This window comes from Streptococcus parasanguinis, from assembly GCF_015556095.1.
Classification (GTDB): domain Bacteria; phylum Bacillota; class Bacilli; order Lactobacillales; family Streptococcaceae; genus Streptococcus; species Streptococcus parasanguinis_Q.
In genome coordinates this window covers 130,338-146,970 of the sequence record NZ_JADNLT010000005.1, presented here as the reverse complement: position 1 = coordinate 146,970, position 16,633 = coordinate 130,338, and the positions used below count along the sequence as shown (strand labels likewise).

Sequence of the window (16,633 nt, the reverse complement as noted above, 5' to 3'; positions counted from 1 at the left end):
TGATTTCATCAGCTTTTACAGCCCTACTCAACTGTGCGGAGGTGGGACGACGAAATCGAATTCTAACGAATTACCGATTTCTGTCCCACTCACTTTCTTTTATTTCTTCCGATGAAAGAACCAACCCACTAACTTCTTGAAGAGTTGAATCAAGATGAGAGCGAGAACCGCCATGATGGCGCAGATAAGCAGCGTTTGAAGCCTCAAGGGGCTCATGTTAAAGAATTTCCCTAGGATACTACTTGAAACCAGAAAAGCTAGGATATTTCCTAGGAGAACCAGTCTCTTGTAGTGATTGAGAGGCTGGGATTCTTGGTAGATGATGGTAAAACCGACGAAGGCCATCAAGCAGATGGCTGCACTCGAGAGCTCTTCAGAACTCATGCCAAATGTTGAAGAGAGCAATACCAGACTGAAGATCAGTATAAAATCCGTCAAGGCAGCAGGTAGCGCATTTTTAAAGACCGTTTCAATAAAGCGTCCTTTGATGCGCTCGCTATTGGGCTCAAGCGCTAGGAAGAATCCTGGAATCCCAATTGTAAAACCACTGATCAAAGACATCTGCGACGGCATGATCGGATAGGTAAAGGCTAAGAGCGTCACTGAGATAGCCAACAAAATGGAGAAGATATTCTTGATCAAAAAGAGACTAGCTGATCGCTGAATGTTATTGACCACCCGACGACCTTCTGCCACGATAGACGGCATCTTCCCAAAGTCAGAATCCAGTAAGACCACTTGCGCCATCTTTTTGGTCGCATCATTTCCAGATTCCATCGCAATACTACAATCCGCTGTTTTTAAGGCTAAAATATCGTTGACGCCATCTCCTGTCATAGCGACCTTGTGTCCTTTTGCCTGCAAGCCTTCTACAAGGCTTTTCTTTTGCTCTGGGGTCACCCGACCAAAGACTGTATACTGGCTCGCCGCTTGGTGCAAGTCTTCTTCCGTCTGCAAGGTTCTGGCATCAATCAGGTCTTCTGCTCCTTCAATGCCTGCTTTTTGTGCAATAGCAGAGACAGTAGCTGGGTTGTCTCCTGAAATAACCTTGATGCTCACTCCTTGTTTCTTAAAGTAAGCAAAGGTTTCTTTGGCATTTTTTCTCAAAGGATTGGAGAGAATAATCCAGGCTACCAAATCTACAGGAGCCTCTAACGTCTCTCTAAGGTCTTCTCCTCTATATTTTCCAAAGGCCAAGACCCGATGGCCTGCCTGCGTAGCAGGGGCGATCTCTTTTTCAAGCTCAGAGAAGTCTTCTCTTAAGACAAATTCTGGTGCGCCTAATACATAGATCCCAGTTTCAAAGGCAATGGCCCCATACTTTTTCTTGGACGTAAAGGGCAGTATTTCAAGAGTCTTCCAAGGCCGGCCAACTGGTGTCTTGTGAAATTTTCGGATCGCATCCATGGTGTCATTTTGATCCATACTAGCCTTGACATACTGAGCTAGAGCTTCCAAGTCTTGAGCGTCTTTAGCTGGACGAATCTCTGTCACTTCCATACCAGGCTCTGTAATGGTCCCTGTCTTATCGACACAAAGGACATCCACGCGCGATAAGGTCTCAATCCCCTTCATGCTATTGAGCAGAACCTTTTCCTTGGCCAATCTGACAGCACCAAGAGCCAGTGCCAAGGTCATCAAGAGGTACAAACCTTCTGGAATCATCCCGATCAAGGCTCCGACTGTTGAAGTCACACTGAGCTTTAGGCTATCGCCTAGGCTGATATAGCTACGAAGAAAAAGGAGCGAGCCTAGAGGAATGATAAGGAGACCAATGATCCCTACGATGCGGTTAACTGCATGAACCATATCAGACTCCTCATGGGACTTGACCTGCTTGGCTTCCAAGCTCAATTGGTTGATGTAGGAGTCATTCCCCACTTTTTCCAATCGTGCCAGTCCTTGACCAGCAATCACAAAGCTACCTGACATGAGCGCATCTTGCGCTCCTTTTTTGACCTCATCAGCTTCACCTGTCAATTGCGACTCATCGACTTTTAGCTCGCCCTCCAGCAAGACCCCATCCGCATAGATCTGGTCTCCAGCTTGAAAGCGAACGAGATCACCCTCCACCAGCTGATCGATAGGTAGAGCGACTTCTTTACCTTCACGAAGAGCGATCGCCTCACTCATGTGTAGAAATTGCATCTGACGCAAGATCCGTCTAGAGCGGACTTCCTGTACAATACCAACTAAGGAGTTAACCACGACAATCGGGACAAACAAGAGGTTGTTCCAAGACTTCACTGCTACCAGCAAAATAGCCAAAATCAAAAATATCAGATTAAAGTAGGTAAAGACATTGTCTCGAATGATCTGTCCTAGGCTTTTTTCTGTCTTGATTGTGACCTTATTTTGCTTGCCCTCTTGGATCTTTTTTGCTACTTCTTCCTGACTGAGTCCTTCTAATCTATCCATTGCGTTCCTCACTCATGTATTTCCAAAGGCAGTCCTTCTGGATCAAAGAAAAATGCCATTTTCTTACCATCAAAGTCATCATAGCGAAGGCCTGTATTCTCAATACCTAGCTGATCCAATCTAGCTAGATACGCCTCGACATCTTCCACTTTAAAGGCTAGATGACGCAGTCCCGCATGCTCGGGCAAGGGAAGCTTAGGCCGTTCTGGGGCCGTCGGTTTGATAAAGAGTTCTAACGTCAGCTGGCCCTGACGGAGATTGATCAAGATATCTCCGCGTTCAGGACGGTCATATTCACTGACAATCGCAAAGCCCAACTGGTCCACATAGAAATGCAACATGGCATCGCGATCCCGTCCAATGATAGCAATATGATGAATCATGTCTAACTTCATCTGGTCCTACTTTCTATTTCCTATAAAAAGAAAAGGGAGTGGGACAAGCGCCCTTTTTCCCTATCCTTATGATTGTTGCAATACTTTCCGAGGCTTGGTTCCTTCAGCAGGTCCAATCACACCGGCTGCTTCCAACTCTTCCATGAGGCGAGTCGCTCGGTTAAAGCCAACGGATAAGCGGCGCTGAATCATCGAAGCACTGGCTTTTTGAGTTTCAACCACGAGCGCCTTGGCCTCTTCAAAGAGAGGATCGCCTTCATCAGAGCCACCCATGCCTCCGTCAAAGTCCGATTCCGACACTTCGCCTGGATCAAAGGCATCATCATAATCGGCTTCTGCCTGCTCCTTGATAAAGTTGACAATCCGCTCGACATCGTCATCTGAGATAAAGGATCCTTGCAGACGAATCGGGTGGTTTTCATCGATCGGTTTAAAGAGCATGTCTCCGCGACCGAGCAATTTCTCCGCTCCATTTTCATCCAAGATGGTCCGTGAGTCGGTCCCAGATGATACCGCAAAAGCGACACGGGAAGGCACATTGGCCTTGATCAAACCTGAGATAACGTCAACCGATGGCCGTTGAGTCGCAAGAATCATGTGGATCCCAGCCGCACGCGCCTTTTGTCCCAGGCGAATAATGGCATCTTCCACTTCTTTACTTGCGACCATCATCAAGTCTGCCAACTCATCGACAATGACCACGATCAATGGAAGTGGTACTTGCTTCATCTCAGACTGGGCATTGTACTCCGCAACCTTGGCATTAAAGCCAGCAATATTCCGAGCGCCCACTTTCGAGAAGAGCTCATAGCGATTTTCCATCTCATCGACAACCTTTTGTAGGGCTCGACTGGCCTTGCGTGGGTTGGTCACCACTGGAATCAAGAGGTGAGGAATATCATTATAGACAGAAAGCTCCACCATCTTTGGATCGACCATCATAAATTTGACTTCGTCCGGACGGGCCTTCATCAAGATACTCGAAATAATCCCATTAACCGCAACCGATTTACCAGATCCGGTAGAACCCGCTACCAAGAGATGGGGCATCCGAGCCAAATCAAAGGTCCGAGCTGAACCATCTACAGCCTTCCCAAGAGGAATCTCAAGGAGTTTGGCAGGATCAGTTTTGGACTGCTCCCACAATTCACGGAAGGAAACGGTCGCAATCTCTGAGTTGGGCACTTCAATTCCGACCAGAGACTTCCCTGGAATCGGCGCTTCGATCCGCACATCCTTGGCTGCTAGGGCTAGGGCCAAATCATCTGCTAGATTGGAGATGCGGTTGACCCGCACACCGACAGCCGGCTTAACCTCATACTTGGTAACAGAAGGACCGATCTCCGCCCGCTCCACTGTCGCCTTGATGTTAAAGCTTGCAAAGGTTTCTTCCAGAATGCGGATATTCTGGCGAACGATGTTTTTCTCTTTGGATTGATTTTTGGGTTTATCAGGCGCAAAGAGATCAATGGTTGGAAGCTTGTACTGAAGGAGTTCCTTAGGCGTGAAGTCCACCTGAACTTCCTCCCCATCGTCCTCGAATTCTTCGGCTACCGGAAGCTCTTCATATTCTTCAGGCTCTTCCGGCCATTCTTCATCTGGCAGGTAGATCTCTGGTGTTGCTGGTGCGACAATTTCAGCTTCTGGGAAGGACTCTGTGAACGGCTCTTCCGCCAACACCTCTCCCGTTTCAGGATCTACAGGATGCCCTTCCATAGAAAGGGGAGTTGGAAGAACAGCTCTTGCTTCTTCTTGCTCTCTTTCAGCTGCAGCAGCTTCCTCGGCAGCTCTTGCTTCTTTTTCTAGGAATTTCTGCTCGCGACGCTCTTTGCGTTTTTCCATAGAAGCATGGAAGGCTTCGGACCCCTTTTCAAACAAATCATAGATGGAGTAAGGGCTCATCAAGAGGATCCCCAACCCGATAAAGAGAAGACCAATAAAATAAGAGCCAATATTTGAAAATAGGAAGGAAATCGGAGCATAAAGAAGAGCACCGATCATACCACCACCAGCAAAACTCTCCACCCGCAGATGAATCAAGTCTGCCATGATTCTTGAAAAAGTGACCTTGATTCCATTATTGTCTAAATGAAGGGAGGATACAAAGAAAGCCTGAAACATCAGGAGAACCCCAGCAAAGAAACTTAGGAATCCTGAAATCACCCCTTCGTGTTTGTCCAGCCATTTAAAGGCATAAAGGTAGAAAAAGGTCGCTAAAATAGCCAAGTAAGCCAAACTCCCAACAAAGAGTCGGATTAAGTTGTAGGCCAAGACCCCTACTGCTCCCAATTTCAAGGCCGCAAAGACTAAAACCAGACTAATCAGAATGGTCACAATCATGCGGTGAATTGCTTTTTTTCTTTCTAATTCTGCTTTGGACAGTCGTCTCGTCGACCGTGTTTTTTTTGATTGATTATTGTTTGCCATAACCTTTATTATATCACATTTCTAAGCCAGTTCTCTAGTAAAATCATTTCTAAAAATTTGCAGTATAAAGCAAAAAAACAGCACCGAGTGGGTACTGTTTTAGATGTTTTTCTTGGGGTGGCGGTCAATGGTGGCTTGATAGTCTTTCAGCGCTTGCTTTCCTTTGTCCGTTAACTGATAACCCCGAATTGTGAACTGCTCAGCCAGTTCTTCCTCCGTAAAATGAGCAGCCAAAGCTTGGTTCAAATCAACTGCTTTCATCTTGGATAAGCCCGCAACTCCCTTCTTTTTGAGAATGGCTTTTTTCATGGTCGCATTGATATGGTCCAATGAATCAAAAGCAGATTCGATAAAAGCATAGCCCTTATCCACTAAAGCCTTCAGGTGTTCTGAAGCATGAATCCCATAGGTGTATTCAAAATACTTGGGAAACCAAGTCTCTGTCGTAAAGGTTCCAAAATGGATCCGCCACAAAAGAATGATATCTCCAGCAAGCAAATCATCGTGAAGGAGCTCCATATTTCGTTTGGAAACAGGCTTTGGATCCAACAACCAAGCTTCCAAATCCCTCTCAGGTGAAATATAGGGTTTCACCTCGTGATCAGCGTAAAATTTTTCCATTACATCTGAAATAGTCGTCATAAGTCTCTCCTATCTATCATTGATTGTATCATAACAAAATAAAAAGAACCTGTCGATCAAGAAAGATTCCTGATGACAGGTGCCTAATGTAAAATGGATCTTATTCAGATTTTTTATCATCTGGAGTGATGGTATCTAGAACTTGGTCGAATTTTTGCTCTCTTTCCAAGTCATGATCCATTTGAATGATATCTATTTGATCTTGTAAATTTGTCTGCGAAACTTGTGGTTTGTATAGTGAGACAAATCCTACTCCAATCACCAGTAGACTCGCTCCAAGGACGCAAAGTCTTTTGACATGCCAAGCCATAGGCAAGGGAATTTTTGCTCCGAAACCTGATTTCTTGACCCAATCCGGATGGTCTCGCATCACGCGATTTGCTGCCATCAGAGGCATCAGGTAGGCAAAGAGCGCAATGACCGTGGTCAAACCAATGACTCGAAAACGATTCTGATTGGAAGGAGAAACATGGTTCACTTCCATCAAGACCATTCCCACAATCACTAAAATAATGACCAGCAATAGTCCCAAAGATCTCCAAAGACCTTCTCTACGGTAGCATTTCAATTCATCAAACGACATCTCGTTAAAATTCTTATTCATTATTTAATAACTCCTTGTGTTTTTTCAGGTATTTAATTCCATACCATTCTTCCAGCGATTTTCCTTCGAACTCTCGATACTCTTCTGAATACTTGTTTCGGTAATAACCATACAGTGAATATGGTAACATCATCACTACTATCATACCCAGCATAATAATATTTCCAAAAAATATCATTCCTATAAATGATATGGTTCCTAAAAAATCAGCTTTCACTTCCCCAACTTGGGGGAAAAGAAATTTCAGAGCTAACCAACCTACTATAATTATCCCACCTAGTCCAGTAATGACTTCTATAAACTTTTTCTGTCTAGCAGTTGCACTAGGATCCTGCACTCCATAAAGACGAGTTTTTAGCGATTTCATTCTAGATTGGATAATCATAAACAATATGATTCCGGTAAGAACATAGAATAAAACCAACCCCAAAATCGTAAGGTATCTACCTATGAAGGTGATAAAAAACAAATTCAGAACAAGCACCATCCAAATCAGAAATAGATTCGAATTCAAGATACTAGTATAAGGAATCTTTGCATCATATTTTCTACGCAGATTTTTTCTACAAACAAGAAACCATAAAAACCAACACAAGAAAAACAGCCAGAGTGGATAGAAATTGATCCCCCAGGTTTCAACTGGTGCATCTGGATCAGGGTGATGAGTTTGCGACTCCATTAATGCAGAAAATCCAAACATGAACAGTATCCCCATAAATGAAAATAGTTTCCTCGCAATACTAAATGGCTTTGTGTAGATTTTCCGACTATTTGTGTCCTTGACCATATAATCGATAAAGCCATCGTGACGCAAACGACGGCTCTCATAAAAATTGGCCTTAAAGATTGATTTCTTCATTCTTATCTTCCAATAACTCCTTGTGTTTTCTCAGGTTCTTTCATTTAATCTCTATTTCGATTGTAGAATTTACAGATGATTGCCTTCATCCTTCAAGTATTGTTGAGCCTTTCGAACGATATAGAGCGACTCATCTTCTGAGACTAACTTGTGAAAGAGATCATTTGCTCTATGCTTATCTCCTTTGAGAGCAGCATTCAAGGCTTGGTAGTAGATGATTTCCAACTGCTGGTACTTGAAGTCATTGCTTAAGCCTTCAAAATAATCATTGCTTTGGTACGCAATGGTTAAATCATAAAGAGCGAGACAGACCTCTTTTGTTTTCTCAGCCAGTGTAAGGTCTGTAATGGTCAATCCATTTAACTGAGCCTCTAGCTCTTCTCTAGACAAATCAGGATCTGTCAGGACCGTTGATCGCATGAGATAACTCTCAAAAAAGTTCTTATATTTCTGCGGTAGTTCCTTCTGACTAAGTGCCTCCCTAGCTTCCTCTATAACAGCATCGAAATCTCCCATCATAAAAGAATAGGCGACCGATGTTAGCTTCATATCTATCTGTAAAATGGGCTTTTTCACATTCTTGTTCAACTGAAGGTATTGCTGCCAAAAAGCTAAATCTAAGTCTACATGTAGCAAGGTGTTGCACTTGTTAGTGTAGCTCTTCCTGAGCCATTGGATAAATAAAAACAAGCCTGCAAGGACCAATAAGAGACCACCCGTCTGAAGAAGGGTATCTCTGACCACTAACCCAATGCAAACAATCAGAAGCATTGCCAACAAGCCAGCAGATCTAATATAGAGTCTATAGTTTTTTCGTAGAGTTTTATAATCCAATTTGTATCCTCCTATTCATGATACAGTTTTTGAGGGAATTCGTTTATTTTCCAACAAATTAACATATCTCCCATCATACCGAATTTTCCATCTATACGCAACTTCCTTCTTAATTAGTGATTTAGTCCAAAAAGAAAACACCCTCAAGGGTGACGAATGCTAAAAAATTAAGGAAAATATTTCTTTTCCAAAATTTTTAAATAGTGTGTTTTCTTGAATTGGCCAGATAATGTTAACACAACAAAGAGATACCACATCAAAAAACTTATAAACAATAACAGAAAGCTTCCGAAGGTAAGATATAAGATGGATAATCCTAAGGTGATGAGTCCAAAAACAAGAATCAGCAAATAGGTTTTCAATCCATTCGACTTCTGTACTTGAAAATAATGCTCAGGTATTTCATAAGGAATGACATTCACTGTATACGTCTGCCTTCTGCGTTTCAATTGCCATATAGCGATGACAAGCATCAATCCAAACGATAGCACTAGTGGGATGAGTCCATGAAAGGATACTCGATCTGTTAACAGATAAATGCCATAAAAAAGAACGCTACTCGGGGTAAAGATAATGGGAAATGGAACACTTTTTCCGACATATAGTTTATTTTCTTTAGGATGATAAAATACTGTTTTTTTGAGATTCCCTTGATCTACTCCGAATTCGACCAAATCGCGTAAAGGGAATTGTTGTCGATCCTTCGACGCTAACACAATCTGTTCAAAATCCACTTCCGTAGTTTCCTGCTCAAGAGTCTTATTTGCTTCTACCTGGGCTTGAAGATGCTCTTGGTAATACTTCAGTAATTCCTTATTTCTCTGTTTGGTACCAAGGAATTTAAGTGTAACTGAACAATCAGAAGTCCCGTGCCCTATGACGTTTCCTTCCACATAAATTGGATAATTGGTGATTCCTCGAGACGTATTCTTTTCTCCCATACGGACCACAATGGTGAATGGGTCTAGGCGATAGCGCTTGAAATTGCGATCGACCACTATTTCTGAGTTCCTAATCTCTATTCTTCCCATCGATGAAAAAGCAATCCAGCCAACTGTCACTAGAAGAAAACAAGCAGCCAATAAGGCTGTTAGGTTTTCAAAAAAATTATCTTCAATCAGTAATTGTATGACAGCGATGAGCATCGACACTGCCAAAAAGGTCAAAAAATACAGTGAACTTCTCGAGTAAATATAAAATTTACGTGGTTGTTTCATTTATGATATTCTTCCTCTATAAAAAATCTATTTCACAACTCTAAAAGCACTTTCCATCATACCGAATTATCTATCTATACGCAACTTCCTTCTTAATTAGTGATTTATCAAATGTTATCGGTCTTGAAACAACCTCAGAAAATAGAGAATCCCGTCCAGATTTGAAAGTATCGCAAAATTAAGGTACAATAGAGAAAGACAACTATGTTGGAAAGGAAGAATATGAAAAAATTAATCGCACTACTATTATTTTCCGGCTTGGCTTTGACAGCTTGTTCGTCCAATAAGACAGACGCTAGCTCTTCAAGTGCAAGCAAAGAAAAGACAGAGCAAACAGCAACTTCTAGCTCTAGTGAAAAAGATCAAAAGAAAATTGAAGAAGAACAAAAGAAATTAGAACAACTGCGCAAAGATTTTAACGATGCCATGACCAATGAAAATGCCGTCTTCCCACAACTCTCAACTGATGTGGCTGAAGACGAAGCAGAGGTTAAAATCACAACAACTGAAGGCGATATCACTGTGAAGCTCTTCCCTAAATATGCGCCCCTTGCAGTTGAAAACTTCTTGACCCATGCAAAAGAAGGCTACTACAATGGCTTACTTTTCCACCGTGTCATTAACAACTTTATGATCCAAACTGGAGATCCTAAGGGAGATGGTACTGGTGGCGAATCCATCTGGAAGGGCAAAGACAAATCCAAAGATTCAGGTACTGGTTTTGAGAATGAGTATTCTCCATACCTTTACAACCTTCGTGGAGCCCTTGCCATGGCCAATTCTGGTCCAAATACCAATGGCAGTCAATTCTATATCAACCAAAATAAGGATGATATTTCAAGTAAACTCCCAACTGATCGCTTCCCAGCTAAGATCATCGATGCTTATAAAAATGGTGGAAATCCAACCCTCGATGGTGGTAACTACACTGTCTTTGGCCAAGTGATCGATGGCATGGATGTGGTGGATAAAATCGCCTCTGCCGAAACCGATGATAAGGACAAACCAAAAACAGATATCAAGATCGAGAAAATCGAGATCTTAAAAGACTACAATTTCAAGAAATAATGAAAAGAGAACCGAGAGGTTCTCTTTTTAAGATATTGATAAACATTTTACATAAAATTAGCTAATAGATTCATTGGTAAAAAAATGAATTCTAATTATTTATGTCATTCATCTACTGAAACTTTCCGCCGTGAGAAAAGTGCCTGAAACAGATTTGTTTCAGGCACACGGAATTATTGAGACCTTAGGCTCAATAATTAGTCATGGAACTTCTCAGAAGTTCGCTGACGTCCGTACTCACCTAAGGAAAGTTTCTAAGAAGAATCTGAAAAGAGAACCAAACGGTTCTCTTTTTGTCTTTACGTCAATTCATTAAAGTCCCAGATTTGGTCCATCCAGCCTTCATAGAAATCTGGCTCGTGGCAAACCATGAGAATCGATCCCTTGTACTCTTTCAGAGCCCGTTTCAATTCATCTTTGGCATCCACATCCAAGTGGTTGGTCGGCTCATCTAGTACCAAGACATTGTTTTCACGGTTCATCAAGAGACAGAAGCGTACCTTGGCTTGCTCTCCACCGGATAGCACCTGGATTTGGCTCTCGATATGTTTGGTGGTCAAACCACAGCGAGCAAGGGCGGCACGGACTTCTGCTTGGTTGAGAGCCGGAAAGGCATTCCAAACTGCTTCAAGCGGTGTCTGGCGATTGCCCCCTTCGACCTCTTGCTCAAAATAGCCAAGCTCTAGGTAGTCTCCACGCTCGACTTCTCCAGCGATCGGAGGGATGATTCCAAGCAAGCTCTTCAAGAGAGTGGTTTTCCCGATCCCGTTGGCTCCGATGATGGCTACCTTTTGATTGCGTTCAAACGTTAGGTTCAAAGGCTTGGTCAAAGGACGGTCATAGCCAATCTGAAGATCCTTAGCCTGGAAGATAAAGCGTCCAGGAGTCCGGGCATTTTTAAATTCAAAGGATGGCTTTGGTTTCTCACTTTGTAACTCAATGAGTTCCATCTTGTCCAGCTTCTTCTGACGAGACATGGCCATATTCCGTGTAGCCACACGCGCCTTATTGCGGGCTACGAAATCTTTCAAATCAGCAATCTCTTTTTGCTGGCGTTCATAAGCTGCTTCCAATTGCGATTTCTTCATTTCATAGACTTCAAGGAATTGGTAGTAGTCTCCTGAATAGCGGGTTAACTGCTGATTTTCCACATGGTAGACGATATTGATCACATCGTTCAAGAATGGAATATCGTGTGAAATGAGGACAAAGGCATTTTCATAATTCTGCAAATAGCGTTTAAGCCAATCGATGTGCTCTGCATCCAAGTAGTTGGTTGGCTCGTCCAAGAGAAGGATATCTGGTTTTTCTAGCAAGAGTTTGGCCAAGAGGACCTTGGTCCGTTGCCCACCTGACAAGGAGGTCACATCTGTATCCATGCCAAAGTCCATGACCCCAAGAGCACGCGCCACTTCATCAATCTTGGCATCCAAGGTATAAAAATCACGACTTTCTAGACGCTCTTGGAGTTCTCCAACCTCTTCCATCAGAGCATCGACATCGGCTCCCTCTTCCGCCATGGCCATATAGAGGTCATTGATGCGAGCTTCAGCTGTGAACAACTCATCAAAAGCGGTCCGTAAGACATCACGAACTGTTTGTCCTTCTTCTAAGACCGAATGCTGATCCAAGTAACCTGCCGTCACATACTTAGACCACTCCACCTTTCCTTCGTCTGGTTGCATCTTACCGGTCACGATGCTCATGAAGGTCGATTTCCCTTCACCATTGGCCCCGACAAGACCGATATGCTCTCCCTTTAGCAAACGGAAGGACACATCCTCAAAAATCGCCCGGTCCCCAAAACCGTGGCTCAAATTTTTAACTTCTAAAATACTCATGCTTGACTCTCTTTCATTGATTTCACTCGTATGATTATATCATCTTCACTGCAAAATGAAAAGGGAGCCCAACTCCCTTTTCTTTTACAAACCTAAGTCTGCGTACGGTTTCCGGTAGCCCACTTGAACTACTTTTCCGTCTTTGACAAGTAGAGGCCGCTTGATCAGCATACCGTCTGAAGCAAGGAGATCCGCCGCTTCTTTCACTGTCAGTTGATCCACCTTATCTTTCAAACCGAGTTCCCGGTATTTCATTCCGCTAGTATTGAAGAAAGACTTGATCGGTAGGCCAGATGCTGCCATCCAGTCTTGCAATTCTTGGCTAGTCGGTGTTTCTGTGACGATGTTTTGGCTTTGAAACTCACATTGGAGACCATCCAATTCTGATTTAGCCTTTCGACAAGTCGAACATTTTGGGTATTCAATAAAGGTATACATCGATTTCACTTCTCCTTCCAGGTAATTCCTTCGTGTTGTAAGAGCCAGCGTTTGCGATCGAGTCCAGACGCGTAGCCCGTCAGTTGTCCATCTTTTCCCATCACACGGTGACAAGGGACTAAGATCGTCAAGGGATTGCGTCCGACAGCCTGTCCCACGGCCTGGGCTGAACCACAAGAAAGATCCTGGGCAAGTTGGCCATAGGTCTTGGTCTCACCATATGGGATCTCTCGCAATAACTGCCACACCCGCTCTTGAAAGGCTGTCCCTTGCGGTGCTAGTGGAAAGCTGATAGCGATTGGCTCCCCAGCAAAATAGTGATCCAACCACTCCTTCACCTTCTCATGGTAGGGATGGACCTGTTCCAGCGCTCCATAGGGATCAGGTGCCTTCTCTTTTGGATCATAAAAATCAAGCTCTACAAGGCCTTCTTCACTGACAACGATCGAAAGAAGCCCTATAGGGCTTTCATAAAATTGTTTAAGATAGAGAATCATTGTAGGCCGCTTCTGCTCTTTGGTCCCAGCGGTCCTCTTCTGAGACCACTTGGAATAGACTGGTTTCTGCTTTTCGTTTGATCTTTTGATAAGCCAGACGGACTCCATCAATAGGGACCTTCCCACAATAATGGTAGCCCAATTTTTCAAGCAAATGTTGCATGACCAGATTATCTGGGTGCGTATCGCAACGGAAATCCGGTCCTTTTTCCCCTTCGATTAAACCTTGAAGGAAGGTCTGAGCCACCCCTTTGCCAGCAGCTTCTTTGGCTACAGCGACACGGTGAAAAGTAACATACATATAGTTGTCATGCTCCCACTTACCATCGTAAATCTCATTATAGGCCGCTTCATTTCCCTTGTGGACGGCTGCATAGGCCACGACTTCCTGTTCTTCAACTGCCACATAGCCACGACTTTCTAGAATATCCTCAAAAATGATCTCTTCATTTGGATAGCCATCCTGCCACTGGTCGACCTGTCTTTGAGCCAGGCTTTCCTTGGCATCTTGGATGATTTCCATAATTCGCTTGATCTCATTGGGATAAGCCATTCTAATTTCCATCCTGCTTCCAACCTTTCCTAGTCTTGATGGTAACGAGCATAGAGCTCACTCTTTTGCAGGCCGTATTGTTTGGCGACCTGTTTAATTGCTTGATTTTTCTTCATGCCCTCTTGGACCAAGGTATCGATCTCTTGGATCAAGTCGACCTCTTCTAGGTCTAGCTCTTCTTCCTTGGCTCCTTCGACAATCAAGAGGCACTCCCCTTTGAGAGGATTTTCTTCCAGAAATGCGACTAACTCAGAAATACTGCCGCGAGTATATTCCTCGTAGATCTTGGTTAATTCACGAACCAGGACGACAGGACGATCCCCATAGACAGCCAACATATTCTCTAAGGTTGCCTTCACTCGATGAGGCGATTCATAAAAGATCTGAGTCTCCGGATAGGCCACTTTTTCTTGGAAAAAGGCCTTCTGTTGCCCCTCTTTGCGAGGCAGAAATCCATAAAAAATATGAGGTTGAGGGGCTAGGCCACTGGCAATCAAACCAGTTATACCTGCACTAGGACCAGGAACAGCTACGACAGGAATCTCTCGTTCAATCGCTGCCTTGACCAAATCATGACCGGGGTCAGAGATACTAGGGAGTCCTGCATCTGAGACTTGCGCCACATCCCTTCCGGATTCTAAATAGGCGATTAGATCTGGAATTTTCTCCATGGCATTGTGCTCATGAAAGCTAGTCTGGGGCGTCGCAATCTCAAAATGCTTGAGCAAGAGGCCAGTATTTCTAGTATCCTCAGCTGCGATCAAGTCGACATCCTTTAAGGTCTGGACCATGCGGTAACTCATATCCTCCCGATTGCCGATCGGTGTTGGGACCAGGTAAAGCACCCCTGTTTTCTTTTCCCCTTTAAAACTTCGTTGGATCTGCATGCTTACTCCCTAAATAACAACTCGTCACAAAACATACACTCTTCATCGTTCTCACGGCGTTGACCGTAGGAATAAGTGCAGATATGAAAACCATCGTTGTAAATACGTTGCAAATTTTCACGGCCATGGTGTTGTGACTTTGCGGATGAAGTCTTCTCAACTTCCCCCAAACGCTCTCTCAATTTATCATTTTCTAAGCGAAGAGCTGTATTCTCTTCGATGACTTGTTTCAAATTTTTCTTGATGGCTTCGACTTCAGCCAAGGTGACCAACAAATTCTGAGAAAAGCCGTCTAAAGCATCAAATAATTCTTTTTTATTCATTCTGACTCCTTAACTTTCTAAGCTCAAAACCATATATTCTAGAGCATTTTGAAAAGAAACATTGGCCTTCCACATCCTGCGAGCAAGACTCAATTTCTCAAGCAACTGCTGAGATCTACTCAAGCGCAACTGCTCTTCTAAAGCCAACTCCATCAAACGAAAGGCCTGGCTTTGTTTTTCCTTATCATCTGCTAGGCTCACTAAGCGGGTCACTTCCAAATAAGCACGATTCAAATTGGATTGGCAACGTTCGATGAACTGATCACAAACTTTTGCCAGTTCAAAAAATGTAGCATTCTTTTTTTGTTGCTCTGCTTCTTCGAGACTAAAACTAAAACGAGCTACTAAATTTGCCTGTGATTTGATCAAGCCTTCTTTTTCTAGCAGTTCGGTTAGGTAGGCTTGCTTTTTAGGAAAATGGACCTGCTGGGCCCGACTCTTGATGGTCGGTAAGATCAAGTTTTCATCGGAAGTCAACAAGAAGAGATAGATCTCACTCTGGGGCTCCTCCATGACTTTTAAGAGAGAATTGGCCGCATTGGTATGCATCTTATCCGCATCTTGGACGATAAAGACCTGCCGACTTCCTTCAAATCCTGATTGAGAAAAGTCTTGAACGAGCGAGCGAATGCGGTCCGTCTTAATGATTTGGTTGACTGGACGCACGATCTTTACGTCTGAGAATTCTTCTTCTTCAATCAAGCGGCAGGAACGGCATTTGCCACAAGGCCAGACTCCCTGCAAATCTTCGCAAAATTGACTTTGAGCTAGCAAGAGGGCCATCTCAAAACTGGCAAAAGAACCCGTAAAGAGATAAGCATGACTGAGCTGTTTGTGTTCCAAGATCTGGGTGAAGCGCTCCACCAATTCTGGCTGGAGCTGTTGGATCTCTTCTAGCTTCATTTCAATATCCCCAAGCGATTTTCTAAAACAGCCAAGACATCCGCAAAGACTGCTTCAAAGGATTGACTGGCATCGATTTTCACAATGCGCTCTGGTTCCTTTTCGTACAAGGCCAAATAACCTTGTCTGACTTTTTGGTGAAGCTCCAAACCTTCCAAATCCAAACGATTGACTTCCCGCTCTTGGTTTTTGGCAATTCGGGCGAGCCCTTCTTCAACATCCAGATCAAAGTAAAGGGTGAGATCTGGTTTAAGACCATCTGTCGCGAATTGATTGAGCCACTCGATATCTTCCACACTCAGACCGCGACCATACCCTTGATAAGCGACCGAGCTATCAATAAAGCGGTCCATCAAGACAATCTTCCCAGCTGCAAGGGCTGGCAAGACACGTTCCACCAAATGCTGCCGGCGACTAGCAATATAAAGCAACAACTCGGTCTTAGCATCCATACGAGTATGGTCTGGATCTAAAATGACTTGGCGGATCTTTTCTGCAATGTCTACACCGCCTGGTTCACGGGTTGTAATAAAAGGAATTCCTTTTTCTTCAAGTAGAGGCAAAACGGCTTCTAGGACCGATGATTTCCCCGCTCCTTCTGGACCTTCAAATGAAATTAATGTACCGTTTACCATAGTATCCTCTTTCTGTTTTTCTTCTTTTTATTTTACCAAAAATAAGGGTAAAAATCTTGTATTTTAGGAGAGAAAATTTTTCAAAGTCATTT

Annotated in this window: 16 protein-coding genes and 1 pseudogene; 1 reads left to right on the top strand and 16 read right to left on the bottom strand. The window is 43.5% G+C overall.

Going from position 1 to position 16,633, the window contains the following annotated elements; translation table 11 throughout:
- Positions 1-99 precede the first annotated feature (99 nt).
- The 8 genes and pseudogenes from I2E70_RS06790 to I2E70_RS06755 form a co-directional block, all read right to left on the bottom strand.
- Positions 100-2,418 (bottom strand): HAD-IC family P-type ATPase, encoded by a 2,319-nt coding sequence (locus I2E70_RS06790; protein WP_070665447.1) that lies wholly within the window; start codon positions 2,416-2,418, stop codon positions 100-102.
- Positions 2,419-2,426: 8 nt separating this feature from the next.
- Positions 2,427-2,813, bottom strand: a complete 387-nt coding sequence (locus tag I2E70_RS06785; RefSeq protein WP_070665448.1) for a VOC family protein — start codon at positions 2,811-2,813, stop codon at positions 2,427-2,429.
- Between the two features lie 66 nt (positions 2,814-2,879).
- A pseudogene (locus I2E70_RS10710) lies at positions 2,880-4,334 on the bottom strand (DNA translocase FtsK); the annotation flags it as partial.
- A 1,005-nt stretch (positions 4,335-5,339) separates the two neighbouring features.
- Positions 5,340-5,882, bottom strand: coding sequence for a hypothetical protein (locus tag I2E70_RS06775; RefSeq protein ID WP_195424139.1), 543 nt, complete (start codon positions 5,880-5,882; stop codon positions 5,340-5,342).
- Positions 5,883-5,982: 100 nt separating this feature from the next.
- Positions 5,983-6,486, bottom strand: a complete 504-nt coding sequence (locus I2E70_RS06770; protein WP_195424136.1) for a hypothetical protein — start codon at positions 6,484-6,486, stop codon at positions 5,983-5,985.
- Positions 6,479-7,345 (bottom strand): hypothetical protein, encoded by an 867-nt coding sequence (locus I2E70_RS06765; RefSeq protein WP_195424133.1) that lies wholly within the window; start codon positions 7,343-7,345, stop codon positions 6,479-6,481. The genes I2E70_RS06770 and I2E70_RS06765 overlap by 8 nt, the downstream gene beginning before the upstream one ends.
- A gap of 69 nt (positions 7,346-7,414) precedes the next feature.
- Complete coding sequence (locus I2E70_RS06760) at positions 7,415-8,179, bottom strand: hypothetical protein (protein WP_195424130.1); 765 nt, start codon at positions 8,177-8,179, stop codon at positions 7,415-7,417.
- A gap of 167 nt (positions 8,180-8,346) precedes the next feature.
- Entirely contained in the window at positions 8,347-9,396 is a 1,050-nt protein-coding gene (locus I2E70_RS06755; protein WP_023918787.1) for a hypothetical protein, read from the bottom strand.
- Positions 9,397-9,618: 222 nt separating this feature from the next.
- Between I2E70_RS06755 and I2E70_RS06750 the strand changes: the two genes are divergently transcribed.
- Positions 9,619-10,464 carry a peptidylprolyl isomerase gene (locus I2E70_RS06750; protein WP_118095442.1) on the top strand — a complete coding sequence of 282 codons (846 nt, stop codon included), beginning with the start codon at positions 9,619-9,621 and terminating at the stop codon, positions 10,462-10,464.
- Between the two features lie 299 nt (positions 10,465-10,763).
- Here the strand turns inward: I2E70_RS06750 and I2E70_RS06745 are convergent, their stop codons facing one another.
- The 8 genes from I2E70_RS06745 to tmk all read right to left on the bottom strand — a co-directional run bounded on the left by I2E70_RS06745 (position 10,764) and on the right by tmk (position 16,541).
- Positions 10,764-12,305: an ABC-F family ATP-binding cassette domain-containing protein gene (locus I2E70_RS06745; protein WP_049488524.1), complete on the bottom strand. Its 1,542-nt coding sequence runs from the start codon at positions 12,303-12,305 to the stop codon at positions 10,764-10,766.
- 84 nt (positions 12,306-12,389) lie between these two features.
- The gene (locus tag I2E70_RS06740; protein WP_003013024.1) at positions 12,390-12,743 is read right to left on the bottom strand and encodes an arsenate reductase family protein; all 354 of its coding nucleotides are present in this window, start codon (positions 12,741-12,743) and stop codon (positions 12,390-12,392) included.
- A 5-nt stretch (positions 12,744-12,748) separates the two neighbouring features.
- Positions 12,749-13,240 carry a methylated-DNA--[protein]-cysteine S-methyltransferase gene (locus I2E70_RS06735; RefSeq protein WP_155124710.1) on the bottom strand — a complete coding sequence of 164 codons (492 nt, stop codon included), beginning with the start codon at positions 13,238-13,240 and terminating at the stop codon, positions 12,749-12,751.
- Positions 13,224-13,805: a GNAT family N-acetyltransferase gene (locus I2E70_RS06730; protein WP_155124709.1), complete on the bottom strand. Its 582-nt coding sequence runs from the start codon at positions 13,803-13,805 to the stop codon at positions 13,224-13,226. Before I2E70_RS06730 ends, I2E70_RS06735 begins: the two co-directional genes overlap by 17 nt.
- 17 nt (positions 13,806-13,822) lie before the next feature.
- Positions 13,823-14,680 (bottom strand): 16S rRNA (cytidine(1402)-2'-O)-methyltransferase, encoded by an 858-nt coding sequence (gene rsmI / locus I2E70_RS06725; protein ID WP_155124708.1) that lies wholly within the window; start codon positions 14,678-14,680, stop codon positions 13,823-13,825.
- Positions 14,681-14,682: 2 nt separating this feature from the next.
- Positions 14,683-15,003, bottom strand: a complete 321-nt coding sequence (gene yabA, locus I2E70_RS06720; protein ID WP_003005416.1) for a DNA replication initiation control protein YabA — start codon at positions 15,001-15,003, stop codon at positions 14,683-14,685.
- Positions 15,004-15,012: 9 nt separating this feature from the next.
- Positions 15,013-15,906, bottom strand: a complete 894-nt coding sequence (locus tag I2E70_RS06715; protein ID WP_049491212.1) for a DNA polymerase III subunit delta' — start codon at positions 15,904-15,906, stop codon at positions 15,013-15,015.
- The gene (gene tmk / locus I2E70_RS06710; protein WP_021153665.1) at positions 15,903-16,541 is read right to left on the bottom strand and encodes a dTMP kinase; all 639 of its coding nucleotides are present in this window, start codon (positions 16,539-16,541) and stop codon (positions 15,903-15,905) included. Before tmk ends, I2E70_RS06715 begins: the two co-directional genes overlap by 4 nt.
- Positions 16,542-16,633 lie beyond the last annotated feature (92 nt).

Bases quoted from the DNA above. Each gene is read 5' to 3' on its own strand.
- I2E70_RS06790 (WP_070665447.1), bottom strand. From the start codon at position 2,418: ATGGATAGATTAGAAGGACTCAGTCAGGAAGAAGTAGCAAAAAAGATC.
- I2E70_RS06785 (WP_070665448.1), bottom strand. From the start codon at position 2,813: ATGAAGTTAGACATGATTCATCATATTGCTATCATTGGACGGGATCGC.
- I2E70_RS06775 (WP_195424139.1), bottom strand. From the start codon at position 5,882: ATGACGACTATTTCAGATGTAATGGAAAAATTTTACGCTGATCACGAG.
- I2E70_RS06770 (WP_195424136.1), bottom strand. From the start codon at position 6,486: ATGAATAAGAATTTTAACGAGATGTCGTTTGATGAATTGAAATGCTAC.
- I2E70_RS06765 (WP_195424133.1), bottom strand. From the start codon at position 7,345: ATGAAGAAATCAATCTTTAAGGCCAATTTTTATGAGAGCCGTCGTTTG.
- I2E70_RS06755 (WP_023918787.1), bottom strand. From the start codon at position 9,396: ATGAAACAACCACGTAAATTTTATATTTACTCGAGAAGTTCACTGTAT.
- I2E70_RS06750 (WP_118095442.1), top strand. From the start codon at position 9,619: ATGAAAAAATTAATCGCACTACTATTATTTTCCGGCTTGGCTTTGACA.
- I2E70_RS06745 (WP_049488524.1), bottom strand. From the start codon at position 12,305: ATGAGTATTTTAGAAGTTAAAAATTTGAGCCACGGTTTTGGGGACCGG.
- I2E70_RS06740 (WP_003013024.1), bottom strand. From the start codon at position 12,743: ATGTATACCTTTATTGAATACCCAAAATGTTCGACTTGTCGAAAGGCT.
- I2E70_RS06735 (WP_155124710.1), bottom strand. From the start codon at position 13,240: ATGATTCTCTATCTTAAACAATTTTATGAAAGCCCTATAGGGCTTCTT.
- I2E70_RS06730 (WP_155124709.1), bottom strand. From the start codon at position 13,805: ATGGAAATTAGAATGGCTTATCCCAATGAGATCAAGCGAATTATGGAA.
- rsmI (WP_155124708.1), bottom strand. From the start codon at position 14,680: ATGCAGATCCAACGAAGTTTTAAAGGGGAAAAGAAAACAGGGGTGCTT.
- yabA (WP_003005416.1), bottom strand. From the start codon at position 15,003: ATGAATAAAAAAGAATTATTTGATGCTTTAGACGGCTTTTCTCAGAAT.
- I2E70_RS06715 (WP_049491212.1), bottom strand. From the start codon at position 15,906: ATGAAGCTAGAAGAGATCCAACAGCTCCAGCCAGAATTGGTGGAGCGC.
- tmk (WP_021153665.1), bottom strand. From the start codon at position 16,541: ATGGTAAACGGTACATTAATTTCATTTGAAGGTCCAGAAGGAGCGGGG.